This window comes from Pseudomonas vranovensis (genome assembly GCF_040438935.1).
Classification (GTDB): Bacteria; Pseudomonadota; Gammaproteobacteria; order Pseudomonadales; family Pseudomonadaceae; genus Aquipseudomonas; species Aquipseudomonas vranovensis.
Window position 1 is genome coordinate 4,968,366 of sequence record NZ_CP159259.1, and the last position, 26,228, is coordinate 4,994,593.

The following is a 26,228-nucleotide window of genomic DNA, read 5'->3' on the forward strand; positions in this document are numbered from 1 at the left end:
AAGGGCGGCAACTCAAAGCAGTCGGTCAATGTTTAAGGGGATGGGTCGACAGCGTTTCAAAAAACTCCAATGAATAGAGCTCAACTCAACCAGCTAAATCAAGCCGTGGGCCTTGGCAATGACAGCGGCTTGGGCGCGGCTGTCTACCTTCAACTTACTGAAGATATTTTTCATATGACTCTTGATGGTTTCGGGGGTGATGCCCAGCAGCTTTGCCATCTCCTTGTTTGATTTACCGTGAGAAACCAACTCCAGCACATTGCGCTCTTTGCTCGTAAGCGCTATTGCCGTGCGTGCCTGGATTGTCTGCTGGGTGGCCGTATTGTTGTCGGGTATCAGACGTTGCAATTGGGCCAGCCGGGCCTGGCTCAGACGTTTGTCCTGCAAGGCGTAGCGAGTGAGCTGCTGCAGGCAATCCGTGGCTGGTAGGTCCTTGAGCAGGCGATAGGCGCCGCTGTGATCGGCCAACTGGCAGGCTTCGAGCAGGCAGGTTACAGCTGTCTCCTTTTGCTGACGTACCCAGTAAACCTGGGCTAGGCTGGCTGCTAGCCGAGCTTGCTTGAGTCGTTGATTGAGGCCTGCCGCCAACTTGTAGATTTTTTGCGCTTGCACCAGATCCGCCGGCCTGGAAATGCCCGCCGTTTCACACCAGAGTGCCGCCAGGCTGGCCAGGTATTGATAATCAGTGAAATTGTCTGTCGCAGGCGCTGAATGGTCAGTCTGTATCTGTTCCAACTGCTGAGCGCAGGCCTGCGCCTCATGCTGTTTATGGTCGATCAGGCTGACCCGGATGCGTTCCAGCAATAGATATGCTTGCAGGCGTGGCCATTGGCGAGTTTGTGCCAAACGCTCACCGTCCTCTAGAAAGTAGCGAGCACCCTGATGGCTGGAATGGCTGCTGCTCAGGCGGCTGGCAGTTATGTAGACGCTGGCGATGCAATCGAGGAAACCGCCGAGTTTGGCAAACTCGATATTTTCCAGGCTCAGTTGCGCGGCTTCTTCCTCGCGTCCTTGCAAATAACGCACGGCAGCGAGAAAGCTCGCGGGCAGCGCACGAAGTACCGAATGTCCCTGGCCACTGGCATTGACCGGCGTGGTAAGGCGCAAGGCTTCCTCCAGAATCGCCGCAGCTTGTGAGAAGCGCCCCTGAAGCGATTCGCCGAAGCCCACCAGGCTCAGGCGGTAGATTTGGTTAAACAGGTAGCGGCTGCGTTCCAGCGGTTCGCAAATGACTGGGGGCAGGCTGTAGAACGCCTCCCAGCGACTGGCACTCAGATGGCTGAAACACACCACATTGAGCAAGGTGTTGCAGATCCACGGGCGGTTGCTCAAGTGCGGCAGGCAGCGAATAGCCAGTTCTCCACCGGCCTGACCATCATCGCCGAGCGCCTTGAGCATGGCGTGCAGGGCCTGGCATTCCCAGAACAACGCATCGGTCGACTCCAGCCGACCCAGGGCGGCGAGGTCGGCCTCCACCTCGCTGAGCAGGTGAAGCGAATTGCTATGGGTCATGGCCAGGCCCGATGCCCAGGCCATTGCCAGCTTCAGTTGCGGCGGGCTTTGCAACAGATGGTCTCGCAACTGGCGTTGCCAGTCGAGCAGGATGATGAAGTCACCTCGTTCAACCAGGTCCATCGCACAGTGGGCAATCCATTGTTGGGCACTCTCATTGTCACCGGCGGACAGCGCGCTGCGCACGGCATCGGTCCACAGCTGTTGATCGGCGAACCAGCGCGCGGCCAGGCTCAAGGTATAGCTCAACTGCACCGGTGACAGGCGTCGACGCAGATGCTCGCGGAACAACGGGTGAAAACTGAACCAGTCGCCAGCGTCGTCCAGGCAGCTGAGAAACAATTGCAGGCGGTCCAGTTCATCGATCAGGGCACGTGCGTCCGGGTGGCCGGTGAGGCGTGCCGTCAACTCAGTGTTGAATTTATCGACGCAAGCCAGTCGGCTGAGCTGCTCGACCATGGACGGGGGCAGGTGCTTGAGCAATTCGTCCAACAGACCCGAAATACTTTTTGGCAAGCGGGCGCTTGCGCCAGGGCGTTGACGAATGGACAGCAGGCTGGCGCGCAAGGCCGCGATCCAGCCTTGGGTGGAACGGTGCAGATCAAGCAAATCGCCTGCATCTATTTCTGCAAAGCCCGAGCGCAACAACAGGTCGCGGGTTTCATCCAGGTCAAAGCGCAGCTGGCCAGCGTCAACCTCCAGGCAGGCATCGCTGTAAAGGTGAGCGTAGAGGCTCGCCGGCAAGTCGTTGCGTCCGCAGAACACCAGGTGAAGGTTGTCAGGTGCGTAGCGGATCAGTTGATCGAATGCGGCTGCGAATGCCTCGGCGGGTGCGCAGTGGCAATCATCGACAAACAGAAAGCAAGCCTGCTCCCGGCGTCCGAGGTCGTTGAGCAGCAGTGTGCTCAGGTGCTCGGCAGGCAGTAATGCGAAATTCTTGAGCAATGACTGTTCGGCTTCCACCGCCTGGCTTTGCGCAATGGCAGCGGCCACGTACAGCAGTATGCGCTCCGGACTGTCATCCGCTTCGTCGAGGGTCAGCCAGGCCACCTGTGCACCACGGGCCAACGCGGCTTGGGCCCAGGCGCTGGCCAGGGTGCTTTTGCCAAAGCCGGGGGGGGCCTTGAGTACGGTCAGGCTCGACTCTGCGATCTGGTCGATCAGTTGTTCCAGGCGCGGGCGAGGCAGGTTGCCTCGTCCTCGGCGCGGTGGCATCAGTTTGGTCGTCAATAGCGGCGAGTTTGTTGTTTTTATGGGTGCTTCTTGATTCATCGGTCATCCCCCATCGAGGGGGTCAATCCCTCAAAGTGAGGCGAATAGTATCTAACTCGCCTCAAACGCGACAGCCGCACTCACGGGTGTGACTGCTCACCGCCATTGACCGGAGAGAATAAGAATGACCGGGTATGCCTTGCGCACCGAGCTCGAACCTACAGGCCTGGATGCAGATCTCAACGAGCTGGAAACCTCGATGCAGCTCAGCGCCCGGCGCTTCGCCACCAAGGTGATGCGCCCCATTGGCCAACGACTGGACCACATGACCCCAGCTGAGGTGATCGCCGCAGATTCGCCACTTTGGCAGGTGTTCGACGAGTTCTCCAAACTCGGCATTACCCTGGCCGACATGCTGGCCTTGCCGCCCGCCGATCAGGCACGGCTGATGTGCCTGGTGTTCGAAGAGTTGGGTTATGGCGATGGCGGCCTGGCGGTGGTGCTGGGGGCTGCCATGATCCCCAGTATCGTTCTCAACCTGATGGGTCGGCAGGATCTGATCGCGCGATACGCCGACCAACCTGTCGGTTGCTGGGGCATCACCGAACCCGACCATGGCTCGGACATGCTCGACAGCAGTGGCCATACCCGTCACCCGGGGGTGAATCATGGTCGCCTCAACTGCTACGCAAAGATCCAGGGCGAACGCATCGTCATCAGCGGGCAGAAGTCTGCTTGGGTCTCCAACGGCCCGATCGCCCAGACCTGCATTCTGTTCTGTGGTTACGACGACGGTTCGGGTACCGACAAGCGCTGTGTGGTTCTGGTGCCGCTGGACAGCGCCGGTGTGAGCCGCGGCGCGCCGCTGGACAAGATGGGCCAGCGCGCGCTGCCACAGGGCGAGTTGTATTTCGACAACGTCAGCCTGCCTCTGGACCACCTGGTTGCCGGCCCCGAAGACTACGTCAAGGCCGAGCAAGGCATTCTGACCGAGGCTAACGGCCTGATGGGTGTGATCTGGACAGGCGCTGCAAGGGCTGCCTATGAGCATGCCCATGAGTATGCCCACCAGCGCAAACAGGGTGGCGTACCGATCATCCAGCACCAGAACGTGCGCCATCGCCTGTTCCACATGTTTGTCCGGGTCGAGGCATCCCGCGCGTTGGCGCGTCGTGCCATCTACTTCAACCACGTGGCGCCGCAGCCGGCACTGCAAGGTTCCATCGCCGCAAAAATCACCGCCACCCAGACAGCGTTCGATGTGGCTTCGCAAGCCATCCAGATGTTCGGCGGCAACGGCGTCACCCGTGAGTACCCGGTCGAGAAACTGTTGCGCGATGCCCGCGCCTCGATGATTGAGGACGGTTGCAATGAGATGCTCGCCATCAAGGGCGGCACCCTGATTTCCCGGATCTGAGGCACATGGCATGAAGATGAATGCATACATCGCCGGGGTCGGCATGGTGCCGTTCGGCAAGCACCAGGATAAGACGCTCAAAAGCCTTGCGGGCCAGGCTATTCAATTGGCGCTCAACGATGCCGGGCTGGACAAGTCTCAGTTGCAGGCCGCATGGATGGGAAACGCCGCGGCAGGCGTGGTGACCGGTCAGGAAATGATTCGTGGTGAAGTGGTGCTGCGAGGCATGGGCATCGGCAAGATCCCGGTGATCAACGTGGAGAACGCGTGCGCCTCTTCATCGACGGCTTTTCAACAAGCCTGCGCCATGGTCAGTGCCGGTTACTACGACATCGCACTGGTGTGTGGCTATGAAAAGCTGTTCCACGAAGACAAGGCGCGCAGCCTGGGGGCGTTTTCCAGTGCCGTGGATGTGGAAGACCCCGACGGTGCGGTCAATGTCATCAAGAAACTCGCCGAGGCGGCGGGTGAGCCTTTTGTGGCCGAGGGCGCGGGCAGCACTCGGTCAGTGTTCATGGACATCTACGCGATGATGGCCAAAAAGCACATGAAGCAATACGGCTCCACAGCCGAACATTTCGCCATGATCGCCGCCAAGAACTCCCTTCACGGCAGCCTCAATCCCCGCGCGCAATTTCGTGAAGTGCTGACCGTCGAACAGGTCCTTGCAGCACGCGCAATCATTGATCCACTGACGCTGCCGATGTGCTCGCCGATCGGTGATGGCGCGGCGGCGGTGATCGTGGTCAGTGAGCGCAAGGCCCGGCAGCTGGGCCTGAGAAATCCGGTGCGCGTCGCGGCTTCGGCATTGGTGTCCGGGTGGGACTTCGAGCAACCGGGAGAAAGCGTCGGCGCCCTCGCGGCCCGGCAGGTTTATGAAGCATCCGGTATTGGCCCTGGCGAGCTGTCCTGCGTCGAGCTTCATGATGCCTCGGCGCCTTCGGAACTCATGGCCTACGAATACCTCGATTTGTGCCAGCCAGGCGAAGGCATTCACCTGCTTGAAAGCGGTGCTACCCGCCTGGGCGGGCGGATACCGGTCAACACTTCCGGCGGCCTGCTGCGCAAAGGCCACCCGATCGGTGCCAGCGGTTGCGCACAAATCGTTGAGCTGACAGAGCAATTGCAAGGGCGCGCGGGTGACCGACAAGTGCAAGGCGCGCGCATCGGCATGGCCCATAACGGCGGCGGTGCAATCGGCCTGGATGCCGCCGCTACGGTGGTAAGTCTGCTGGTACGGGAAGAACTGAAATGACTGTCTATAGCGATTTGAACCTCGCCGGCCTTATCGGCAATCGAGCCCTGGAAAAACCCGATTTTGCCGTGTTGGCCGTTGAAAACGGCAGCCGCAGCCTGGTCGAGAAACGTACCTATAGTGATCTGTGGCGCAACGGGCATCGCCTGGCATGGGGGCTGAGCCGACTCGGTTTGCAACCGGGCGACTGCTTCGCATTACTCATGGCCAATCACGTCGAGTTTGTCGATGCCATGGTGGCGGCGGCGATCACCGGCACGGTGTTCGTGCCAATCGATCCACGGGCCAAAGGCGACAAGCTGGCGTTTTTCCTCGACAACGCAAAGTGCAAGGGCGTGATTGCCGCTGACTATGCGATGGGCAACCTGTTGGCGGTACGTGAGCAGTTGCAACATACGCGGTGGATCGTCGGGTTGCCGACCGATGAGTGTGATAGCGCCGCGCTCGATGCTCCAGGAGTGACCCTGTACGCAGACGCCCTGGCGACACACAGCGAAGAGCATCCGCTGGCGCAATTGGGCGCGGATTCGCCCATGCAGTTGATCTTCACCTCCGGTACGACGGGCGACCCGAAAGGGATTGTCATGACGCACCAGCGCTACTGCGAAACAGCACTTATCACTGATCGCATCTTTGGCTACCGGGCTGATGACAAACCGTACTCCGGACTGTCGCTGACCCATGCCAATGCGCAGTTGGTAACGCTTGGTGCTTCCTTGGCATTGGGGTTGTCCTGTGTGTTGTCCAGGCGTTTCACCAAGTCCAGGCTTTGGGAGATTACCCGGCGTTTTGGCTGTACCAGCTTCACGCTGTTGGGCGGCATGACCACCGCGTTGTACGCAGAGCCCAAGCGGGCGGATGACGCCGACAACCCCGTGCGCTTCGTGATTTCCGCTGGCATGCCGAAAGCCATCTGGAGTGATTTCGAGCAGCGTTTCGGCGTGCAGATGCTGGAGTTTTACGGCGCGGCCGAAGGTGGCTTGACCATCAAGCCGATTGGCGTCGGCCCGGTAGGCAGCATCGGCAAGGTCGCCCCCAATCTGCGTTACCGAATCGTCGATGATCATGGTCAGGACTGCCCTCCGGGTACGCCGGGTGAATTGTTGTTCCAGCCGGTCGATGGCAGCCCGTACAGGGTCGAGTACTTCAACAACCCCCAGGCTTCGGCAAAGAAGTGCATGGGGGGGTGGTTGCACATGGGCGATGTCGTGCTTGAAGACGCCGAAGGCTGGCTGTTTTTCCAGTACCGCCAGGGCAATGGCATTCGCCGCAACGGTGACTTCATCAACAGCGCTTTTATCGAGAAGGCCATCGCCGAGTGTCCGCAAGTCGATGACGTTTATGTCTATGGCATTCCGGCAGCCAACGGCGTGCCCGGCGAGAAAGATGTGGTGGCGGCCGTAGTGCCCAAAAACCTGGAAAGCTTTGATCCGCAGAGCATCTATCGCGTCTGCCGCGAAAAGCTCGAATCCAACTTTGTGCCGAGTTACCTGCAGGTACTGGCACAGATCCCCAAGACCGCTTCGGAAAAACCCCAGGACCGATTCCTGCTCGAAGCGTTTGAACAGCAGCCGGGTTGTGTTCATCACGAAGCCCGTTAAGACCCAGAACCAATAACAAGAGGAACCACCATGTCTGCAGCTCGTAAGGTATTGATCTATGGCGCCAGTGGTTACACCGGCAAATTGATTGCCGAATCCCTGGCCCGACGCAACATTCCATTTTTCATGGCCGGACGCACCCGTGCACGCCTTGAGGCGGCACTGGCCGTGGTCGAAGAGCGTCATGGCCAGGCCGTGGACGCCGAAATTGTTACCGCCGACAACACCGTTGAAGCACTGCTGCCGCTGTTCGCCGACGTCGACGTTGTGATCAACGTCGCCGGTCCTTTCATGCAGATCGGCTGGCCGGTGGTAGAGGCTTGCCTGGAAGCCGGCTGTCATTATCTGGACACCACCGGTGAGCAGGACTGGACCGCCGCTATCGGCGAAAAATTCGGCCCGGCGTTCGCGGCCAAGGGCCTGCTGTTGTGCCCGGCCAACTCGTTCATGTGGGCCGCCGGTGCACTGGCCGCCGAAGTGGTACTGGAAAACCCGGAAGTCGACAGCCTGGACATCTGCTACCAGATCGACAATGGCCTGCCTTCCGAGGCTTCGACCAAGTCATTCCTGCGCATGGTCTGCAACGACGTCTCGCAGTATTACCTGGAGCAGAACGAGTACAAGGCCTGGCCGAACGATGTGGCTTACCAGGTGGCGATGCCGTATCGCAATGCGATGCTCAGCGCCCATCCATGGGGTGGCGCGTGTGAGCCGGTGTGGTTCAAGAACGACCCGCGCGTACGCAATTGCAAGGTGCTCACCGCCGTTGGCGAGCACATGATCGGCCCGGTGATCCAGGCGATCAAAGCCTTTAACGCCGCCGCCCCGGGGATGAATCAGGAGCAACGTGAAGCGTTCACCAACGCCATGGGCGACCAGATGGACAGCGGTGAGCCGCCGAAGGATTCGGTCGATGTGCAGCGCGGTGTGATTGTCTGCCTCGGTCAGGGTCGACAGGTCACCACCAGCTACGTGATGAACCTGTCCGCGGCCTACACCTGGACCGGCGAGATTTGTGCCGAAGCGGCCCAGCGTCTACTCGACGGCCAGTTGAAGAACAATGGCTTCCAGTCCTCGGCCAAGGCATTTGGTCATCGTGAACTGATCCAGCGCTTCCATGAGTTGGGCTACTGCAGCGCATTGCCTGCCTGATTTATTTTCCGGGTCCGGGGTTCGGTCGTGCGTTGCCAACGCCCGTGCCGCACCCTGGACGACTGAGTGCCGATGGAGAACAATAATGACCCGCTCCAGCCTGCCTGCTACTCAACCCGCACCGATGTGGGTGCGGCAAGCGCAACGTATTACGACTTACTTGACTGAAGACCTGGGTGGCGGTCCAAGGCCGTTGAAAATGGCTTGGGCCGTCAACACGCACAAGGTCATTACCGGTTTCATCATTTTCGCAATGATGTGCCATTTCGATAATTTCAGCGTCGGCGCCTGGGTCTATCTGGGATTGCATGGCATCTACGGCTACTGCTGGCTGATCAAGGACGCGACCTGTCGCGATGCCAACTTCGATCGCCGCATTACCCTGGCCGGGACCGCCGTGCTGTACCTGGGCCTGATCGCCTGGTACTGGGCGCTGCCCTACCTTTTCATTTCCAGACACATCGAGCCCGGATACCCATTGCTCGCAGCGTGCATTGCCGTGCACACCCTGGGCGTGGTGTTGATGGTCGCCGCCGATTTGCAAAAGAACTTCATCCTCAAGTTGCGCAAAGGGCTGATCACCGACGGTGTATTTGCCTACACCCGCAATCCCAACTACCTCGGCGAAATCATGATCTACGGCACCTATGCCGTGCTCGCGGCACACTGGCTGGGTTGGGTTGTCGTGCTCTGGTGCTGGCTCGGCCTGTTTTTGCCACGCATGCTGGCCAAGGACGCCTCGTTGTCGCGCCACCCGGGTTGGGAAGACTACAAAGCCAGTAGTGGCCTGTTGCTGCCCTCACTGCGCATTGTGCTGGCGCCTTTCAAGGCTGACGCCAAGGAGGGTGGCGTATGCTGATTCATGCGCGCTGGCTGTTTGGATTGGCCGCACTGTTCAACTTTTCAGTGGCCTTTGGCTTGCTGTTGCTTGATACCTGGCTGGGCCCTTTGCTGCAACTCAATGAGGCCACCGGCAGCAATCTTGCGCTGCGTGACCTGGGCTTGATGCTGATTGCCTCTTTCGGTTTCGCTTACCTGTGCACTGCCTATTCACCCGGCCGTTTCAGGCCTTATGTCGGTCTCGGCGCAGGGGCCAAAATCCTGGTAGTGGTTGCCATTTTTGGCCACTGGCTGGCCGGCAATATTGGCTGGCAACTGCCTGCACTGGCGCTGGGTGATGTGCTGTTCGCCTGGTTGTTTCTGAGTTTCCTGCGCCAATACCCCGCCTAACCTAAAACAAAAATAGAGAGTCGACTATGAACACGGTATTCAAATGCTTTGAGCTTGAAGGCAAAGTCGCCTTGGTAACCGGCGCAGCACGTGGCCTCGGTGCAGAAACAGCTGAAACCCTGGCAAAGGCAGGCGCGAAAGTGGTGGTTAGCGATGTCTTGATGGCTGAGGCCGAAGCGACGGCCCAGCGTATTCGCGAGTTGGGCGGTGAGGCGTTGGCACTGGGGCATGACGTCACCAACGAGCAGCACTGGGAACAAGTGGTACAGGCGACCGTCGAGGCTTTTGGCGGTCTGGACATCCTGGTGAACAACGCCGGCATTGAGAAGATGGCGCTGTTCACCGAAGCCTGTGTCGAGGACTTCCGCCTGATGCATGAGGTCAACGTCACGGGAGTATTCCTGGGCATCAAGCATGCGGCGAGGGCCATGCGCCCGGAGGGTTCGGCGGGCAAGGGTGGTTCGATCATCAACCTGTCTTCGGTGGCCGGCCTTGTCGGTATGCCAGCGCTGGGTGGCTACTGCTCGTCCAAGGGAGCCGTGCGGCTGATGACCAAATCCGCGGCGGTGGAGTTTGCGCGACTGGGCTATGGCATCCGTGTCAACTCGATCCATCCAGCCATCATCAAAACTGAAATGGGCATCAATGTGGTGCGCGGACTCGCAGCCGTCGGCCTTGCACCGGATGAAGCGAGCGCCGATGCCTATGTCGAATCCTTGCATCCCATTGGCTATGGCCAGCCTCAGGACGTGTCCAGTGCAGTGCTGTTCCTGGCGTCAAGCGCTTCGCGCTGGAGCACCGGCAGCGAACTCGTCATCGACGGTGGCGCCAGCGCCTGCTAACTCGTTTATCTGGAGATATGTGCAATGACTCGTTTATTGGAAAAAGTGTGCCTGGTCACCGGGGCCGCCAACGGTATTGGTTTGGCGATTGCCGAGGCGTTCCTGCGTGAAGGCGCCAAAGTCCTGTTGACCGACATCGATGAGGCACGCGGTACGCAGGCAGTCGAGCGCTTGCAGGAACAAGGTTTCAACGCCGCCTTTTTGCGTCACGATGCCAGTTGCGAGGAGCAATGGACGCAGGCGATTTCTACTGTGGTTGAGCGCTGGGGCCAGCTTGATGTGTTGGTGAACAACGCCGGGATCGCCATTCTCGCCGACGTTGAGCAATTGACCCTGGCACAGTGGCGAAAAACCAACGCGATCAACCTCGACGGAGTGTTCCTCGGCACCCAGCAAGCCATTGCCGTCATGAAAAACCGTGGCGCTGGCTCGATCATCAACGTGGCCTCGATCGAGGGCATCATTGGTGAGCCGATGGTGCCGTCGTATAACGCCAGCAAGGGGGGCGTGCGGATTTTTACCCGCGCGGCCGCCGCCCATTGTGCCCGTAAGGGCTATGGGATCCGGATCAATAACCTCTGCCCCGGCTATGTTGCGACCTCAATGATCAGTGGCGGACTGGAGAGCATTGGCGGTGATCTGGCGCAGCAGTTCCAAAGTTACCTGCAGCAGCGCATTCCCATGGGGCGGCTCGCCGCGCCGGAAGAAATCGCCAAGGCGGCACTCTTCCTGGCCTCAGACGATTCAACCTACATGACCGGCTCCGACCTGGTGGTCGATGGCGGCTACCTAGCGCAGTAACCCTCAGTACTGCGCTGGTTTTGGCGAAGCATCGGCAACCCTGGTGCTTCGCTTTTTTTTGCCTGCTGCAAACACCGCCCCCCACGCGGGGGATCCAAGCCCACAGGGGTTTTTTGCATAGTCCTGGCTGCCCAGATAGGTCCAGGCCAACGCGGGGCTCGCAGACAATCATAAAAAAGGAAATGCGTATGCGCTATTCGATGCATCCGGGCGTACTCACGGTTGCGCTCATGAGTACCACCGTACTCGCTGCTGTTCCCCATCAAAGTATCCAGCCGCCGCCGGTCGATAGCATTCGGGTCGACCGTGTCGAGCCCGGCTACAAGCCCGCCCTCAAGGTGATGTATCGTGCACGACAACTGGATGCCTATTCGCTTGGCATTCAGGCGTATGTCTACGGATGGCCGGCAGTGGAGAACTATCGGGTGTGTTCGCGCATGCTTGATCCGGACTTTCGCCATCACGCGGCACTCAACAGTTTTCGCCACGAGCCGACACCCGCCGATGACCAATACCGCCTGTTCGTGACGCCCAATGGCGACCTGCTGTACTCGGAAGCCTGTCTGGACTTGAGCCAGGAACCTGTGATTTTGCATGTCCCCGACACTCAGGGCATGCGCTACTGGACCGCCCAGGTCACCGATGGCTACACCGAGACCGTGGCCAATATTTCCAAGCGTTCGGTGGGCAATGGGCCTGGTGACTATGCCCTGGTCGGGCCGGGCTGGAAGGGCACCTTACCCAAGGGCGTCACTGCGGTGCCGGTCGATACCAACAGCGGATTTATCCTGGTTCGCACCTTCTTTGAAGACCAGGATGATCTGGCTCAGCGCACGCGGGTGGTCCAGCAACAGTTCAGTCTCAAGCCGCTATCGGTATTCGTCGGTAAAAAAGACTGGAAAGCCCCAGAGTTGCCAGCCGATGACCCTCGCCGCAAGGTGCCGGTCGAACAGCAGGAACTGTCGACGTCGCTGGAATTCTTCCGCGTTCTCAACCAGGCCATGGCCGCCGCCGGCCCGCGTCCCGGCGAAGAAGCGCTGTGGGCACAGTTGCGTCGTATCGGGATTGGCCCTGGACTGGAGTTCGATCCGGAAAAACTCGATACCGCTACCCGCGAGGCGTTGCAGAGAGCGATCACCGACGGCTGGCAACTGGTCCAGGACCGCTCCGCAACGGCGCGCACCAAGTTGGTCAACGGCTGGGGGGTACCGCAACTGGGCCAGCCCGTCGGCGCCTTTGGCTATGACTACTTGCAGCGAGCCGGCGTCGGTCACCGTGGCATCTATTCCAATACCGCTGACGAGTATGCAGCGATGGCGGGAATTGCCGATACCGACGGCCAGCCACTCAATGGCAACAATCACTATGTCCTGCATTTTGACAAGGGCGCTTTCCCGGCCGTGCAGGCCTATTGGGGTCTGACCATCTACCGGCTGCCGGAGCGGCTTTTCTATCCCAATCCGACTGGACGCTGGACGGTAAACAGCGTCGACAAATCCCTCAAGTACAACGACGATGGTTCTCTGGACGTGTACATCCAGCGACAAGCGCCGCAAGGGCAGGAGGCCAATTGGCTGCCGAGCCCGGATGGGCCGTTCCAGCTGATTCTGCGGGCTTATCGCGCAACCGATCCGGGCATCTTCAATGGCGATTGGGCGCCTCCGGCGATTCGCCGGGTGAACTGATTCAGGGGGTTGATGGCGGGCTTGCCGGAGATCGGCAAACCCGCGCAACGAGCAAAAAGAAGCCACCCGAAGGTGGCTTTGCAAAGGGAAGTTGATTTGCTGTCAGGCGTTTATTTCACCCCGGCAGAGCGTAGGGCGGCCGGGCTGTAGTCAGTCGTCGACGCCTGGAAGTCGAAGTCATAGAAACGCTTCTCTTCGTTGGCCATGCCCAGCGCCAGATAGCGACCCGATTGCAGGTCGTAAAGGGTTTCCAGCGCATAGAACGGTACTTGATGGTCGTAGAGTTGCATTTCATGGGCTTCGGCGACGCGCCAGAGCATGCCGCGGCCATCGTAATGATCGATCTCGGCTGCCTGCCAGGTGTCCTCGTCGAAGTAGAAGTGGCGCTTGGCATAGATATGGCGCTCGCCGGTTTTCAGGGTCGCCTCGACTTCCCAGACGCGATGCAGTTCATAACGTGCCAGGTCCTGATTGATATGACCGGGTTGCAGGATGTCGTTGTATTTGAGCTTGGTCGAGGCCAGCGCGAAGCTGTTGTAAGGGATGTAGATTTCTTTCTTGCCGATCAGCTTCCAGTCATAACGATCAGGGGAGCCGTTGTACATGTCGTAGTTGTCGGAGGTCCGCAGGCCATCGGTGGCAACCCCCGGCCCGTCATAGGAAACCTGCGGGGCGCGGCGCACCCGGCGCTGACCGGCACTGTACATCCAGGCCATGCGCGGTTCCTTCACCTGATCGATGGTCTCGTGGACCAGCAGGACGTCACCCGACAGGCGCGCCGGTTGCAGTACCCGTTGGGTAAAAAAGAACATGACGTTACTGTTTTCGGCGGGGTTGTAGTCCTTGAGCTGGGTGCGGAACGTGAATTGATCCTGGAAGGTCACCAGCGTGTTGCTGCCGTTGGTTTGCGGCGTGGCCTGGGTAATGACCCGACGGAAACTGCCGCCGCGATAGCGGGTGATGTGGTTCCACACGACTTCCACGCCGCTCTTGGGGATGGGGAATGGAATGGCCGTGTCAAAGTTCTGCAGGCCGTTGCCACCTTCGATGAGCTGGGTGGTGGTGGCATTCTTTTTCGCCGCGGCGTACACCGAGTCGGGCAGGGCAGCCGTGCGATGGGTCGTGTAGACCGGCATCCGGTAGCTGTCGCCGTAACGCTTGAACATCTCGATCTGGCCAGGCGTGAGTTTGTCCTTGTATTGATCCATGTTCGCCTTGGTGATGGTGAACAGGGGTTTTTCGTTGGCGAACGGGTTGCCCAGGAAACCATTGGCATCGACTGGTGCTGCGGTTTTTCCCATGCCACCGGTCCACGCCGGAATACTGCCGTCGGCGTTGCCTGCCTGTTGGGCGCCGATTGGGGTCAGGCTCTTGCCCAACTGGGCGGCTTCGTCGGCGGGAACCGCGGCAAGTACTGCACCAGAGAGTGCTGTGAGCGACAGAGCCCCGGCTTTTAGCCAGGTTGTTATTGGAGTCATTGAGTCTTTCCTCGACGAGCAAAAGTGAGACGGACTTGCATGAAGACGCCCGGAGAAACGGGCGAAGGCAATTGCCTTGAGCACAAACTAGCGATCACGCACTGGCTAGAACGTCCCCCGGATGGGGGGCGGCAGTGGGGGGCAATATCGGCCGCAGGCTCTGGCATCGGGATCGCAAAACTCATCCCCCGGGATGAGTTTTGCGATTCACTCCTTCGTCTCTTACCGCACCGGCAAGCAAGCCTTTAGCGTTGGCAACCAACAATAAAACCAATAGGGAAGCCACATGCATAACCTCAACAAGGGCTGGATTTTCCAGCGCGCGGTGCTGGCTGCCGCCATCGCCCTGGGCTGTGTCGTCGACGCACAGGCCGTTGCCTTCAACATCGGTGAAATCGACGGTTCGTTCGACTCCTCGTTGTCCGTGGGTGCCAGTTGGGCGACCAGCAGCCCCGATCGCGATCTGATCGGTGGCAACAATGGCGGCGACGGCCTGGCGCAGACCTCCGATGATTCGCACCTGAACTTCAAGAAAAATGAAACCTTCTCGAAGATCTTCAAGGGCATCCACGACCTGGAACTCAAGTACGGCGACAGCGGTGTCTTTGTACGCGGCAAGTATTGGTACGACTTCGAACTCAAGGACGAAAGTCGCCCGTTCAAGGACATTGATGACCACGGCCGCAAGGAGGGCGCCAAATCTTCCGGCGCGCAAATTCTCGACGCGTTCGTCTATCACAACTATCAGGTTGCCGATCAACCAGGCTCCGTGCGCCTGGGCAAGCAGGTGGTGAGTTGGGGGGAGAGCACGTTCATCCAGAACGGCATCAACTCGATCAACCCGATCGACGCCGCCGCTTTTCGCCGCCCGGGTGCCGAAATCAAGGAGGGCCTGATTCCGGTCAACATGTTCTATGTGTCGCAGAGCCTGACGGAAAACCTGGCGGCCGAAGCGTTCTACCAGCTTGAGTGGGACCAGACCGTCGTCGACAACTGCGGGACCTTTTTCGCCCAGCCCGATGTGGTGGCCGATGGCTGCAACAACAACCTGCGGGCGTTGGCACCGCGCTCGGCGATTCCGGCGGGCGGCCTGGCCGCCTTGCAAAATGTCTTTGGGGCCGACATCGATCAGGAGGGTGTGAAGGTTCCCCGAGGCCCGGATCGGGATGCACGTGACGACGGTCAGTTTGGTATTGCCCTGCGCTACATGTCCGACGCACTCGACACCGAGTTCGGTGGCTATTACATGAACTATCACAGCCGCCTTCCATTCTTCAGCGCCACGGCGGCCAGCCAGCAGGTGTACAACCAAGCGCAGGCAGTGCTGACCGGTCCTGCAGCCGCCTTGCAGCCAATCGCCGTGGCGGCCAATTCCCAGTACTTCATCGAGTACCCGGAAGACATTCACCTGTACGGCCTGAGCTTTTCCACGACGCTGCCGACCGGTACCGCCTGGTCGGGTGAAATCAGCTATCGGCCCAATGCACCAGTGCAGTTGAACACCCAGGACATTTTGTTCTCCGCGGTCGGTCCGTTGGGCGGGCCGGTCCTGCCCAACGCTTCGCTGCTGGACGTCGCTCCTGGCCAGGACTTGCACGGCTATCGTCGCAAGGAGATCACCCAGTTTCAGAGTACCCTTACGCACTTTTTCGACCAGGTCATGGGCGCCGATCGCCTGACGCTGGTCGGTGAAGTGGGCGTGGTGCATGTCGGCGGCCTGGAAAGCAGTTCCGACGCCCGCTACGGTCGTGATCCGGTCTACGGCCAGGGGCCGCTGCCGGCGAGTGCCGGGGGAGCCATCGATACCTGTCGCCAACTCAACCTGGGCACGGTGGGAGCCAATGGCAAAAACCTGACCCGTTTCTGCAAGGACGATGGCTATGTCACCAGCACTTCCTGGGGTTACCGTGCCCGGGCAATCTGGGACTACAACAACGTGTTCGCCGGAATCAACCTGAAGCCGAACATTGCCTGGTCCCACGACGTCGAGGGGTACGGCCCGAACGGTCAGTTCACCGAAGGCGCCAAGGCCGTCAGCCTTGGGCTCGATGCGGTGTACAGCAACACCTATAGCGCAAGCCTGTCTTACACCAACTTCTTTGGCGGCGACTACAACACCTCGGTTGATCGTGACTTTGCTGCGTTGAGTCTCGGCATGAACTTCTGATTGCTGCCGGTTTTTCCCATCGGATTTAGGCGGCTCACGAGCCGCTCTTTTTTATTTTCATCGGCGGCCGGACATCCCCCATCGAGGGGGTCATAGCGTTGCATTCGCTTCGATACCCTTAGTCGAACTCAAGATGCGAGTTCCCCATGTCTTTGGCAATCACCCATAAAAAACCGCACGCGCCGCACTGTGTCCAAGCCATTGTGCCGCGCCCGCGTTTGCGCCGGGCGTTGCTCGACGCCCCTTGGCCGGTGCGCCTGCTCTGCGCCCCGGCAGGCAGTGGCAAGACCTTTTTGCTGCATGAATGCGCCCAGCACTGTCCCGTCGGTACGCGCCTGCTTTGGTGCGACCTGAAAGGGCAGTCATTCGGAGCAGACGGTTTCATCGAAGTATTGGCCCGGCAATTAGGCGTGTCGCATGACATGGCCAGCGTACAAACCTGCCTTGAACAACAGGCGACCCCTCTGTGGCTGATGGTCGACGATTATCCCCGCACCACCGACAATGCCTTGGACAGCGTGCTCAACAGCTTTCTGCTGTCGACTTCCCACCAGGTCCACTGGTGGATCGCCAGCCGTCGACGACCCAATTGCCAACTGATGCGCTTGTTACTGGAAGGGAAACTGCTGGAACTTGGCATTCGCGAATTGGCCTTGACGAACTCTGAGCTGGAGGAGTTGCTGGGACGTGAAACGCTTCAACTCGCTCCGTGCGCTGCGCAGCAAATGCTGGATTCGACTGGGGGCTGGTACGCGGGGATTCGGATGCAGCTCCTTGGCCAGCGGCGTGGGGTGAGGCCTGTCAGCCCCCATAACGGCTTGCTGATAGAGCGATACCTGGAGAGCGAAGTGCTCAATGGGCTACCGCCGCAGTGGCGTGAGTGGCTTTGCACTTTGGCTTGTTTGCCAGGTTTTGATGCCGCGCTTTGCGATTACCTGATCGGAACAGTCGGTGGCGGCCGACTGATGAGGCAGCTGTATGAGACGGGCCTGTTTGTCGACTCGATGTACTGTGGCGCTGCACGCTACCGTGTGCAGCCTGCGGCAGCCGGGCTGTTATCGGCACGACTGTCCCTTGAGCAAAAAAAAGCATTGTTCATTCGCGCATGCCACTGGTGTATTGCTGCGAAACAGGAGCACCAGGCCATCGAATATGCGTTGCTGGCCGGACAGGAGGACGTCGCTGTGTCCGTACTGCAGACGTTCAGCCACGATCGTTTACTGCAAGGTCAGGAGCTGGCGCGGGTGCTCCACTGGTGCGAGCAGTTGTCGGTGCCGAGGTTGAGCGACTCGCTTGAACTCGTGACCCTGGTTGCATGGGCGCAGCTACTTGGTGGTCGTCTGGCACAGGCACAACGCTGGACGAACCGTTTGCAGCGCTTTATGCCGCAGCCTGATGCGAACAGGCAACGCGCGGGACTGGCACAGTGGCAAGTATTGACCGCGACCATCGCCTGTCATCGAGCTGATACCCCAAGCCAGGAGCTGGCGCTGGAAGACGCCGTGGACTGTCTGGCGGAGGATGCCTGGGTGCAACGGTCGCTGGGGCAGGCCACGCTAATAGAACTGGCGCTGAGCGAAGGACGGCTAGGGCTCGCTCGGCAGCGCATTCGCAGTGCCTTGGCGATGGCTCGTCGACACGCCAGCCTGGCGATTGAAGGGATTTTGTTGCTGCAGTATGTCGATTTTCTGGAAGTTCGTGGCGAGTTGAAGCGTGCAGACATGCTGCTTGATCGAATGTATTTCGAACTCAAAACCGTTTCCAATACCGAGACTGACTTTTTGGGTGCCCGTATACGCATACGACACGCCGGGGTCCTGGTGCAATTGGGTCGCTGTTCAGAGGCGACGCGTTTTTTTCAGTCGGGCCTCGAGGCGTCGCTTGCGTGTCAGGATCCGCTGGCTATTCGGGGGTATCTGGGCCTTGCCGACATGGCGGCGACAAAGAACGAACTGGAGCAGGCATTCATTCACTTGGGCAACGCCAGTCGCTTGCAGCAATGCCAGCAAGTCGCGCAACCGCTCTATGAGTGCCAACTGACGCTGGCCTACTCAAGGCTTTGGTTATGCCAGGGACAGCACGCTAAAGCAGAGCGCGCATTGGCTCAGTGCCTGGCGTTGTATCAAGGCCGAACGGTTCTCGGTCATCCGGAGTTGCTGCCACGTCTAGCGCTGCAGCTTGCGCAAGTGCAGATGGCCGCAGGTCACAATGTCATTGCCGGGCTGGAGGACATGCGCCTGGAGGCGCAAGCGCAAGGCCGCTGGGCACTGGTGTGCAAGCTGTGGCTCTGCCTCGCCCAGGCATTCGATTTCAATGGTCAGAGAAGCCAGGCCGGGCATGCCTTGATGGAAGGCTTGAGGTTGTCCCGCCGACTCGGATTGAGCGGCATCGAGCGAAGTTTCAAGATGCAGGGGCATGGGCTAATGGTGATCGATCAAGCATCAAAAATTTCAGTCAGCGATGTCAGGCTCAGCCGGCGGGAACTCATTGTCCTGGAAATGATTGCCCAGGGATTGTCCAACCGGGAAATTGCCGAAGGGCTGCACCTTTCATTGCATACCATCAAAAGTCACGCGCAGAAGATTAACGCCAAGCTGGGGGTATCGAGCAGAAGCCAGGCCATTGCCCAGGCAAAGTTATTGGGGATGATCGCCTGAGCCTTGTGTGATGAGTCAGCACCCGAAAACAGGCACCGATTTCCCCCATCAGGGGGATCAAGCCCGGGTGAATATGCCGCCAAAGTCTTGGCTGTCGATGACCTGAGTGCTGTGGCAATTTCATGGACAGTGACTATGCTCAGGCCCGGATATTTCCGTCGTCGTTACCCTGCGCATTCACCGGGAGGCGAACATAAGGGGTGCGAGCGGAGAGCGCGAAGTCGGGATCGGACAATACTTTCCCAGCGCTGCCGAGTATCAAGCGACCTTCACTCCGGCTTTGTTTTTTTGACCATTTTTCAAGGGACTACCCGCTATGACGTTCACCAGGAACCTGCTCGCTTCGCTCATCAGTTGTTCGATATTAGCCCTGTCAGCCCCAGCGATGGCGGGGAAGATGGAAAGCGAGGACTCCGCGATTGGAAAACTGGAGTTCGATGGTGGTTATCCTACCCAGCCCACCATGACCAAGCTGCTGGGCGAGATGGATTTGATGCGGGCGACCGACGCCTATCTCTGGGGTATTCCTGCTGCCGGGATGATCGAATGGAAGAACGCCCAGAACAACGTCTTCAAAATCCAGGATGGCCAACTGGTCTCCTACATCACCCAGAAGCAGAAGCAGGGCATTCTCACGCCTAACTACACAACCCCCTACATTGCTACCTTCGCCGATCTGTCCAAGACCGGCCCGATTGTGCTGACCCTGCCCAAGGGCCTGATGGCGGGCATGGTCATGGATGTACATCAGCGTGTTCTGGAAGACCTAGGTGTGGTAGGCCCGGATAAGGGCGAAGGTGGCAAATACCTGTTCCTTCCGCCGGGGCACGAGCCCATCGCGCCTGAGGGTTACTTCGTGATACCGGCGAAGTCCAACATCGTGTTTTTCGGCGTGCGCTTGTTGGGCAAGGACAAGGCCGAGGCTGTCAAGACCCTGGTGCCGCAGATCAGTACTGCGCTCTATAAAGACGGCAAGCTCGGTGAGAGCTGGCCCGTGCTCCCGGCCGGCGAGCAGCCATGGAGCCAGACGCCACGCACCGGCATGGACTATTGGAAGAGCATCAACCAACTGGTGCAGCAAGAAGTGGTTGAGGATCGTGACCGCTTCATGATGGAACACTTGCGGTCCCTCGGCATCGAGAAGGGTAAGCCCTTCGAACCGGACGCCAATCAGAAAACAGCCCTCGAAAAAGGTGCCGTGCTGGGCCAGGCCATGGCCAAGGCCAACAACTACGCCAAACGTTTCGAACCGCCATTCTGGAAAGGGACGCACTGGAAACATGCCATCACCGTGAGTACCAATCAGCGCGCGGAGAACTGGGACCAGTTCGACGAGCGCGCCTCCTGGTTCTATGAAGCGGTCTCGATCTCCAAGGCCATGCTCACCCAAACCCCGGGTGTGGGGCAGCGGTATATCGTGACTTACCAGGACAAGGACGGTAACTGGCTGACCGGCGAGAACACCTACAAACTGCACGTTCCCGCGAATGTACCCGCCAAGCAGTTCTGGTCCTCCACAGTGTATGACGAGAAAGAGCGGCAGATGATCGTCAATGACGAAAAAGCGCCGGACATTGCTGCCGGCAAGCAGGGGCTGAAGGAGAACGCCGACGGTTCGGTGGACATTTACTACGGACCCAAGCCGGTGAAAGGCTTCGAACAGAACTGGGTGCAAACCAATCCCGGCGATGGCTGGTTCACCTACTTCCGCTTTTATGCGCCGACCGAAGCTTTCTTCGACAAGTCCTGGACGCTGGGCGATATCGAAAAGGTCAAATGAGTACCGGTCCCATGACCGCACTGGCGCAGGTTCTAGCCCTGGAACAACGCATGAGCCGCTCGATCATCGGTCAGGAGCGGGTCGTGCGCAGTATTCTGCTGTGCCTGTTATGCGATTCCAACCTGCTGCTTGAAGGCATGCCCGGGCTAGCCAAGACCCGTGCCATACGCAGCCTGGCCAATAATCTGGATGCGAGCTTCCGGCGCATCCAGTTCACCCCGGACCTGCTTCCTGCCGACATCACAGGCTCGGAAATCTACGTGCCGGATGCGGCCTCGCTGGAGGCCGCGTTCCAGTTCCGACAGGGGCCGGTGTTCGGCAACCTGGTGCTGGTGGACGAGATCAATCGAGCCCCGGCCAAAGTACAGTCGGCGTTGTTGGAGGCCATGGAGGAACGGCAGATTACCGTCTCCGGCAAGACCTATCGGCTGCCCCGACTGTTCATGGCCCTGGCCACACAGAACCCGGTGGAGCAGGAGGGCACCTATAATTTGCCAGAGGCGCAACTCGACCGCTTTCTGATGAAGATTCAGGTCGATTACCCGTCGGCAGACAGCGAAAAAGGCATCCTCGACCTGGTCCGCGGTGAACAACAGCGCTCTTACGCCGAAGCCGAATCTGCGTCCGACGAAGTAACGGCGAGCGAGGCACCCGAGCGACTCTCGGTGGAGGTGGTGTACCAAGCCTGGCGCGCGGTGGCTGAAATCCACGTCAGCGAGCCGATCAAGGACTACATCGTCGGCATCGTCCAGGCCAGCCGCTATCCCGGGCAGCACGATGAGGAACTCGCACAATGGCTGTCGATCGGGGGCAGCCCGCGAGCCACCCTTGGACTGGAACGTGCCGCGCGGGCTCACGCCTGGCTGGCAGGTCGAGATTATGTCGACGATGGTGACGTGCGCGCGGTAGCCCATGACGTTTTGCGCCACCGTCTGGTGCTGTCGTTTCAGGCGGCAGCCTCGGGAGTGACGGTCGAACAGGCGATTGACCGGATCCTGAGTCTCGTCATTGCGGGTTGATACCGATGAAAACCGATGAGGGTGTCTACGTCGACCTGGAGGAATTGATCGCCTACGGCGCGGTGACCCAACAGATGGCCGTCAGCTTCCCACGGGTGAGCAATAACCTGCAGCTGGGTAATCGGCCGTCGCGCCTGAATGGTCGCGGGGGGGCATTCGATCAGATCAGGCCCTACCTGCAAGGCGATGACGTGCGCGACATCGACTGGAACGTTACCGCGCGCATGGGCGGTGCACCCTTCGTACGGGTCTTCAACGAGGAGCGGCAGCGCACGCTGCTGGTACTGGTCGATCAGAGCAGCGATATGTTCTTCGGCACCCGCGTACAGCTCAAGTCGGTGCTGGCGGCCAGGACCGCCGCGCAGTTGCTTTGGCTCGCGCAACATCGTAAACAGCCCTTCGGCGTCGTCATCGCCAGCGAGCAGCAGGTCTTCAGTTGTCCACCACGCCAGCACCGAGGGCACTTGATCCACGTATTCGCGCAACTGGTGCACGCTAACCGTGCGCTGGCTGCCGACGCTGGCGAGACTCACGCGGCGGCGCAGATTCCACTGGCCTTGCGCCGGCTGCTCCGACTGGTGTCCCGTGATGCCCTCGTAGTCCTAATCAGCGATTTCCACAATTTCCACGACGAAGCCTGGTTGCTGGTCGACGAAATCGCCGCCCGGACACAGGCCTTGGCGATTCCGGTCTTCGACGGAATCATCGACAAATGGCCGAAGCAGGGACAGTTCCTGGCCACCTACGGCGGCATCACGGCAGAATTACGTTTTTCCTCCGGCCAGCAGCGCCAGGGTATCGAGGACCGCGCCCGACGTAATCTTTCTGTACTGGAGGCGCGCCTCGCCCAGGCGGGGATGGGGGTGTCGCCGTTTTGCACCTATGAGTCGGCGCAGACCCAATTGAGTAGGGCGCTGAGCCTGGTGGGCGGTGGAAGATGAGTACGCCGATGCGCAGCGAAGTGCCTGGAATGGACTTGCCTGACCTGGCTGAGCTGGTTATGCCCACGCCGGTGAGCCTGTTTCCGCAGACCCTGGCCTGGCAGTTGCTGCTCGCTGCCATCGTGCTCGTGCTGTTGATTTACCTGCTTGTGCATTACCGTCGCTATGTGCGTCGACGTTGGCGACGCCAAGCGGTAAGTCTGGCATCGGCGGCGCGAGTAAGTGGCAGCAGCAATGACTGGTTCGTACTGATCAAGCGCGTGTGCCTGCTGCACATGCCCCGCGGGCAAGTGGCGGCGCTTGACGATGACGCAGTATTGGCGCGTCTGACAATGCTGGATGAATCTGCACGCCAGGCGTTGCTCGACCGTCATTATCGGCACGCAGATCGGTTGACCGATTCGACCAACGAGAAGGTGGCCGACGCGTTTGACCAATGGCTCAAGGGGCTGCCTGATGCTCGATAGCGTGTTGGCGCTGCTGCACAGGCTCACATTCGAATGGCCGTTAATGTGGCTGGCGCTGCCGATGCCACTTCTGATTCGACTGCTGCCGGCGCCACGCCTTGTCCACCGTGACAGTGTGCGCGTGCCCAACCTTGCGAATCTGTTGGGGCCTGATCAACGACCTGCCTCCGTGCCTGGGCAGGATCGGTTTCTCTGGGCCGCGTTTGCTTTCTTCTGGTGCTGCCTGGTGTTTGCCTCCACTCGCCCGCAGTTGCTCATGCCAGCCAGTTACCGCGAGGTCCCGGTGCGTGATCTGGTGCTGGTTCTGGACGTTTCGGCATCCATGGCCACCGAGGACATGCAAGACGGCAAGGGTGGCAGGATCACCCGCATGGCTGCTTTGCAGGAGGCGGTGCGCGCCTTTATCGAGGCACGCAAGGACGACAACATTGGCCTGATCGTTTTCGGTAGCCAGGCCTATCCGTTCGCGCCGCTAAGTCGCGATCACCGCGTTCTGTTGGAGCGTGTGGACGAGTTGAAACCGGCCATGGCAGGGCCACAGACCAGTATCGGCGACGCGCTTGGCAGTACGGTGAAGATGTTCCGCAATGTGCCAGCTTCGGGTGAGGGCATGGAGCGCGTGGTGGTACTGCTGACCGATGGTAAGGACACCTCATCGGTATTGCCCCCCGAGGTGGCCATTCGCCTGGCCCGTAAGGAACACGTGAGCATCCATACCATTGCACTCAGCGAGGGCACGGATGAAGGCAGCGACTCGCAATTGTTGCGCAGGATCGCCAGCGAGACGGGGGGCACCTTCCACATTGCCAGCCAGAGTGCCCGATCGCTGCAGGAGGTTTATGCCAACCTTGACCGCATTACCCCACGCAAAGTGCGCAAGCTGGGCTGGTCCTACCGCCAGCCGCTGTACTGCTATCCACTGCTGGCGGCGTTGGGTGGCCTCGGCTTGATCGTCTTGCGGCTGAGGCGAAAGCGAGGCGGGCATGACTGACCTGCATTTCCTGCGTCCCTGGTGGTTGCTCGGCGTCGTGCTCTGCGCCCTGTTGACCGTCGTCGCTCGACGGCGACGTACCGGCCGTTCGCAATGGCATCAGGTACTGGACGCCAAACTCGCCAGCGCACTGATCCGGGCCCACACAGGCCGCTATAGTGTGGGTACGGTTGAACTACTGGGGCTGCTGGTTTGCCTCGGACTGCTGGCCTTGGCTGGACCGACCTGGAGCAAGCAGTTGCCGGACGAACTCAAGGACCAGGCGGCGGTAGTCATTGTGTTGGGCAACGGCAACAGCATGTATGCCGGGGACATTGCTCCCAATCGCAACCGCGCGGCCAAGGGCAAGATCGAGGGCCTGCGGCGCCTGATGCCGCAAGCTACGTTCAGTGTGATCGCCTATGCCGGTACCGCTCACCTGGTGATCCCTGCGACCCGTGACGACAGCTTCTTCGAGCTGTTTCTCAACCCTCTGGAACCGGACATCATGCCGGCCAATACGCTGGCAAACTCCGGCCTAAGCATGGCCCTCGACCTGGCGCGGCAGGCCGCTGCCAGCGCCAGCATGCCGGCTAATATCGTTCTGATCACAGATCGTCTGTCTGCCCAGGAGCGCGATGATCTCGAGGCGTTCTACAAGGATTTTACCTCCATCGAAGTGTTGGTCGTTGGCACCGCAGAGGGAGGCCCCCTGCGCTTCGCTCCGGCGAATATGGCACCGTCGGAAACGGGAGTTTCGCTGGACGACTTCGCCGCTCTGAAGGCAGAAGGCATGCCTGTCACGGGAATTGGCAGTGACGATCAGGACCTGACCTGGCTGCAACAGAACATTCGCCGCACTCTGACCCGGACGCACAACGGTGATAACCAATGGCACTGGCAGGATAGCGGCTACTGGCTGGTACTTGCCATGTTGCCGTTGGGACTGCTGCTGCAGCGCCAACTACGCGCGCTCAGCTTCTTTCTTCCTTGGGTGCTGCTGACGGGGGCGTACACCCCCGATGCCCGTGCGGACTGGCAGGATCTGTGGTGGACTGCCGATCAGCAGGGCCAGCAGGCAATGGACAACGGGGATTACGCACGCGCGGCGCAGCGCTTTACTGATCCTTACCGTAAGGGGCGGGCCTATTATTTGGCCAAGGACTATCCCCAGGCTGCCGCGGCGTTCAGCCAGGTTCAAACGGCACAGGGATACTTCTATCTTGGCAACAGCCTGGCCCAGCAGCAGCGCTACCAGGCAGCGCTCAGTTCCTACCGCCAGGCTTTGTTCCTGAAAAGCGATTTCGTCGAGGCTCGCGATAACGCCAAGGCGATGCAGGCACTGCTGGACGAGTTGGCCAAACATCCTGGTGAGCGGCAAAAAGCACAGCCCGGTGACAATGACTTTAGCTCCATTCGCATCGACCTCCAGCCTCGACAAATCTCGCAGGGTGCTGGCCCCATCGCGCACACCATGAGCGATGATGAGTTGAACCAGTGGATGGCCAACGTGAAGTCATCGCCAAGGGATATGCTCAAAGCGCTGTTCCTGTTACAGACACAGGAACGCTACCAGCAGGAGGGGCGCTGATGTCCAGGTGGTTGTTGGCCGTCGCGACGTTGTTTGTGTCATCCATGTTGGCCGCCGCAACACTTCCTGCGTGGCAGGCTACAGTGGACATACAGCCGCTTGGCATGGCGAAGTTGCCGGACGTTGTGGTGCCCAAACAGAGCGTGATATTGAAAGTCACTGTGTGGATGCCGGAGAAGGTCAATTGGTATCCGCGCTATCCGCAGTGGGACATGCCCGGTGCAGTCCTGTTGCCGCTGCTGATGTTGTCGCCGACAATTGAACGCGAACAGGCCGGCTCCACTCAGCGGGGCGCGACCCAGAATTACCTGCTCACACCGCTGGCGGAAGGCACCCTGCGACTGGCGCCGACGCAGATCACGGTTTACCCGGATTTAGCGGATTCGCCCGTCTTGCCGTTCGCGCCTATGCAATTGCAGGTGGCGTTGCCAAACGCTGCCGGCTGAATCGA

20 protein-coding genes are annotated in these 26,228 nt (G+C 59.8%); 18 read left to right on the top strand and 2 right to left on the bottom strand.

Annotated elements, in window-relative coordinates; all coding sequences use genetic code 11:
- Positions 1 to 93 precede the first annotated feature (93 nt).
- The gene (locus ABVN19_RS22950; RefSeq protein WP_158259212.1) at positions 94 to 2,727 is read right to left on the bottom strand and encodes a LuxR C-terminal-related transcriptional regulator; all 2,634 of its coding nucleotides are present in this window, start codon (positions 2,725 to 2,727) and stop codon (positions 94 to 96) included.
- Positions 2,728 to 2,908: 181 nt separating this feature from the next.
- On the opposite strand from ABVN19_RS22950, the gene ABVN19_RS22955 reads away from it, so the two are divergent.
- The 9 genes from ABVN19_RS22955 to ABVN19_RS22995 all read left to right on the top strand — a co-directional run bounded on the left by ABVN19_RS22955 (position 2,909) and on the right by ABVN19_RS22995 (position 12,707).
- On the top strand, positions 2,909 to 4,141 hold the full coding sequence (locus ABVN19_RS22955; RefSeq protein WP_105641080.1) for an acyl-CoA dehydrogenase family protein: 1,233 nt from the start codon (positions 2,909 to 2,911) through the stop codon (positions 4,139 to 4,141).
- Positions 4,142 to 4,151: 10 nt separating this feature from the next.
- A complete protein-coding gene (locus tag ABVN19_RS22960) occupies positions 4,152 to 5,396 on the top strand; it encodes a thiolase family protein (protein ID WP_105641079.1) in 1,245 nt (414 codons plus the stop codon).
- Entirely contained in the window at positions 5,393 to 6,997 is a 1,605-nt protein-coding gene (locus ABVN19_RS22965; protein WP_105641078.1) for an AMP-binding protein, read from the top strand. The genes ABVN19_RS22960 and ABVN19_RS22965 overlap by 4 nt, the downstream gene beginning before the upstream one ends.
- A gap of 30 nt (positions 6,998 to 7,027) precedes the next feature.
- Positions 7,028 to 8,149 (top strand): DUF5938 domain-containing protein, encoded by a 1,122-nt coding sequence (locus ABVN19_RS22970; protein WP_105641077.1) that lies wholly within the window; start codon positions 7,028 to 7,030, stop codon positions 8,147 to 8,149.
- Between the two features lie 85 nt (positions 8,150 to 8,234).
- Positions 8,235 to 9,008: a DUF1295 domain-containing protein gene (locus tag ABVN19_RS22975; RefSeq protein WP_158259211.1), complete on the top strand. Its 774-nt coding sequence runs from the start codon at positions 8,235 to 8,237 to the stop codon at positions 9,006 to 9,008.
- The gene (locus tag ABVN19_RS22980; RefSeq protein WP_105641075.1) at positions 9,002 to 9,379 is read left to right on the top strand and encodes a hypothetical protein; all 378 of its coding nucleotides are present in this window, start codon (positions 9,002 to 9,004) and stop codon (positions 9,377 to 9,379) included. The genes ABVN19_RS22975 and ABVN19_RS22980 overlap by 7 nt, the downstream gene beginning before the upstream one ends.
- 26 nt (positions 9,380 to 9,405) lie before the next feature.
- Positions 9,406 to 10,221 (top strand): glucose 1-dehydrogenase, encoded by an 816-nt coding sequence (locus ABVN19_RS22985; RefSeq protein ID WP_105641074.1) that lies wholly within the window; start codon positions 9,406 to 9,408, stop codon positions 10,219 to 10,221.
- Positions 10,222 to 10,245: 24 nt separating this feature from the next.
- Complete coding sequence (locus tag ABVN19_RS22990; protein WP_105641073.1) at positions 10,246 to 11,022, top strand: glucose 1-dehydrogenase; 777 nt, start codon at positions 10,246 to 10,248, stop codon at positions 11,020 to 11,022.
- A 188-nt stretch (positions 11,023 to 11,210) separates the two neighbouring features.
- A complete protein-coding gene (locus ABVN19_RS22995) occupies positions 11,211 to 12,707 on the top strand; it encodes a DUF1254 domain-containing protein (RefSeq protein ID WP_158259210.1) in 1,497 nt (498 codons plus the stop codon).
- Between the two features lie 110 nt (positions 12,708 to 12,817).
- On the opposite strand, the gene ABVN19_RS23000 is transcribed toward ABVN19_RS22995, so the two are convergent.
- On the bottom strand, positions 12,818 to 14,185 hold the full coding sequence (locus tag ABVN19_RS23000) for a DUF1329 domain-containing protein (protein ID WP_105641071.1): 1,368 nt from the start codon (positions 14,183 to 14,185) through the stop codon (positions 12,818 to 12,820).
- 286 nt (positions 14,186 to 14,471) lie between these two features.
- Here ABVN19_RS23000 and ABVN19_RS23005 point away from each other — a divergent pair, with 286 nt between their 5' ends.
- The 9 genes from ABVN19_RS23005 (at position 14,472) to ABVN19_RS23045 (ending at position 26,223) form a co-directional block, all read left to right on the top strand.
- Positions 14,472 to 16,352 (top strand): DUF1302 domain-containing protein, encoded by a 1,881-nt coding sequence (locus tag ABVN19_RS23005; RefSeq protein WP_105641070.1) that lies wholly within the window; start codon positions 14,472 to 14,474, stop codon positions 16,350 to 16,352.
- Positions 16,353 to 16,498: 146 nt separating this feature from the next.
- Complete coding sequence (locus tag ABVN19_RS23010) at positions 16,499 to 19,009, top strand: LuxR C-terminal-related transcriptional regulator (protein WP_105641069.1); 2,511 nt, start codon at positions 16,499 to 16,501, stop codon at positions 19,007 to 19,009.
- A gap of 397 nt (positions 19,010 to 19,406) precedes the next feature.
- The gene (locus ABVN19_RS23015; protein ID WP_158259209.1) at positions 19,407 to 20,789 is read left to right on the top strand and encodes a DUF1254 domain-containing protein; all 1,383 of its coding nucleotides are present in this window, start codon (positions 19,407 to 19,409) and stop codon (positions 20,787 to 20,789) included.
- An 11-nt stretch (positions 20,790 to 20,800) separates the two neighbouring features.
- Positions 20,801 to 21,808 (top strand): AAA family ATPase, encoded by a 1,008-nt coding sequence (locus tag ABVN19_RS23020; protein ID WP_105641067.1) that lies wholly within the window; start codon positions 20,801 to 20,803, stop codon positions 21,806 to 21,808.
- 5 nt (positions 21,809 to 21,813) lie between these two features.
- Positions 21,814 to 22,749: a DUF58 domain-containing protein gene (locus ABVN19_RS23025; RefSeq protein ID WP_105641066.1), complete on the top strand. Its 936-nt coding sequence runs from the start codon at positions 21,814 to 21,816 to the stop codon at positions 22,747 to 22,749.
- Positions 22,746 to 23,216, top strand: a complete 471-nt coding sequence (locus tag ABVN19_RS23030; RefSeq protein ID WP_105641065.1) for a DUF4381 family protein — start codon at positions 22,746 to 22,748, stop codon at positions 23,214 to 23,216. Before ABVN19_RS23025 ends, ABVN19_RS23030 begins: the two co-directional genes overlap by 4 nt.
- A gap of 61 nt (positions 23,217 to 23,277) precedes the next feature.
- Positions 23,278 to 24,207 carry a VWA domain-containing protein gene (locus ABVN19_RS23035; RefSeq protein WP_158259208.1) on the top strand — a complete coding sequence of 310 codons (930 nt, stop codon included), beginning with the start codon at positions 23,278 to 23,280 and terminating at the stop codon, positions 24,205 to 24,207.
- Positions 24,200 to 25,777 (top strand): VWA domain-containing protein, encoded by a 1,578-nt coding sequence (locus tag ABVN19_RS23040; RefSeq protein WP_105641063.1) that lies wholly within the window; start codon positions 24,200 to 24,202, stop codon positions 25,775 to 25,777. Before ABVN19_RS23035 ends, ABVN19_RS23040 begins: the two co-directional genes overlap by 8 nt.
- Complete coding sequence (locus ABVN19_RS23045) at positions 25,777 to 26,223, top strand: hypothetical protein (RefSeq protein ID WP_353632774.1); 447 nt, start codon at positions 25,777 to 25,779, stop codon at positions 26,221 to 26,223. Before ABVN19_RS23040 ends, ABVN19_RS23045 begins: the two co-directional genes overlap by 1 nt.
- Positions 26,224 to 26,228: the final 5 nt, after the last annotated feature.

What these genes read in the sequence shown, in the direction of transcription:
- ABVN19_RS22950 (WP_158259212.1), bottom strand. Translation starts at nt 2,727, where the DNA reads ATGCCACCGCGCCGAGGACGAGGCAACCTGCCTCGCCCGCGCCTGGAA.
- ABVN19_RS22955 (WP_105641080.1), top strand. Translation starts at nt 2,909, where the DNA reads ATGACCGGGTATGCCTTGCGCACCGAGCTCGAACCTACAGGCCTGGAT.
- ABVN19_RS22960 (WP_105641079.1), top strand. Translation starts at nt 4,152, where the DNA reads ATGAAGATGAATGCATACATCGCCGGGGTCGGCATGGTGCCGTTCGGC.
- ABVN19_RS22965 (WP_105641078.1), top strand. Translation starts at nt 5,393, where the DNA reads ATGACTGTCTATAGCGATTTGAACCTCGCCGGCCTTATCGGCAATCGA.
- ABVN19_RS22970 (WP_105641077.1), top strand. Translation starts at nt 7,028, where the DNA reads ATGTCTGCAGCTCGTAAGGTATTGATCTATGGCGCCAGTGGTTACACC.
- ABVN19_RS22975 (WP_158259211.1), top strand. Translation starts at nt 8,235, where the DNA reads ATGACCCGCTCCAGCCTGCCTGCTACTCAACCCGCACCGATGTGGGTG.
- ABVN19_RS22980 (WP_105641075.1), top strand. Translation starts at nt 9,002, where the DNA reads ATGCTGATTCATGCGCGCTGGCTGTTTGGATTGGCCGCACTGTTCAAC.
- ABVN19_RS22985 (WP_105641074.1), top strand. Translation starts at nt 9,406, where the DNA reads ATGAACACGGTATTCAAATGCTTTGAGCTTGAAGGCAAAGTCGCCTTG.
- ABVN19_RS22990 (WP_105641073.1), top strand. Translation starts at nt 10,246, where the DNA reads ATGACTCGTTTATTGGAAAAAGTGTGCCTGGTCACCGGGGCCGCCAAC.
- ABVN19_RS22995 (WP_158259210.1), top strand. Translation starts at nt 11,211, where the DNA reads ATGCGCTATTCGATGCATCCGGGCGTACTCACGGTTGCGCTCATGAGT.
- ABVN19_RS23000 (WP_105641071.1), bottom strand. Translation starts at nt 14,185, where the DNA reads ATGACTCCAATAACAACCTGGCTAAAAGCCGGGGCTCTGTCGCTCACA.
- ABVN19_RS23005 (WP_105641070.1), top strand. Translation starts at nt 14,472, where the DNA reads ATGCATAACCTCAACAAGGGCTGGATTTTCCAGCGCGCGGTGCTGGCT.
- ABVN19_RS23010 (WP_105641069.1), top strand. Translation starts at nt 16,499, where the DNA reads ATGTCTTTGGCAATCACCCATAAAAAACCGCACGCGCCGCACTGTGTC.
- ABVN19_RS23015 (WP_158259209.1), top strand. Translation starts at nt 19,407, where the DNA reads ATGGAAAGCGAGGACTCCGCGATTGGAAAACTGGAGTTCGATGGTGGT.
- ABVN19_RS23020 (WP_105641067.1), top strand. Translation starts at nt 20,801, where the DNA reads ATGACCGCACTGGCGCAGGTTCTAGCCCTGGAACAACGCATGAGCCGC.
- ABVN19_RS23025 (WP_105641066.1), top strand. Translation starts at nt 21,814, where the DNA reads ATGAAAACCGATGAGGGTGTCTACGTCGACCTGGAGGAATTGATCGCC.
- ABVN19_RS23030 (WP_105641065.1), top strand. Translation starts at nt 22,746, where the DNA reads ATGAGTACGCCGATGCGCAGCGAAGTGCCTGGAATGGACTTGCCTGAC.
- ABVN19_RS23035 (WP_158259208.1), top strand. Translation starts at nt 23,278, where the DNA reads ATGCCACTTCTGATTCGACTGCTGCCGGCGCCACGCCTTGTCCACCGT.
- ABVN19_RS23040 (WP_105641063.1), top strand. Translation starts at nt 24,200, where the DNA reads ATGACTGACCTGCATTTCCTGCGTCCCTGGTGGTTGCTCGGCGTCGTG.
- ABVN19_RS23045 (WP_353632774.1), top strand. Translation starts at nt 25,777, where the DNA reads ATGTCCAGGTGGTTGTTGGCCGTCGCGACGTTGTTTGTGTCATCCATG.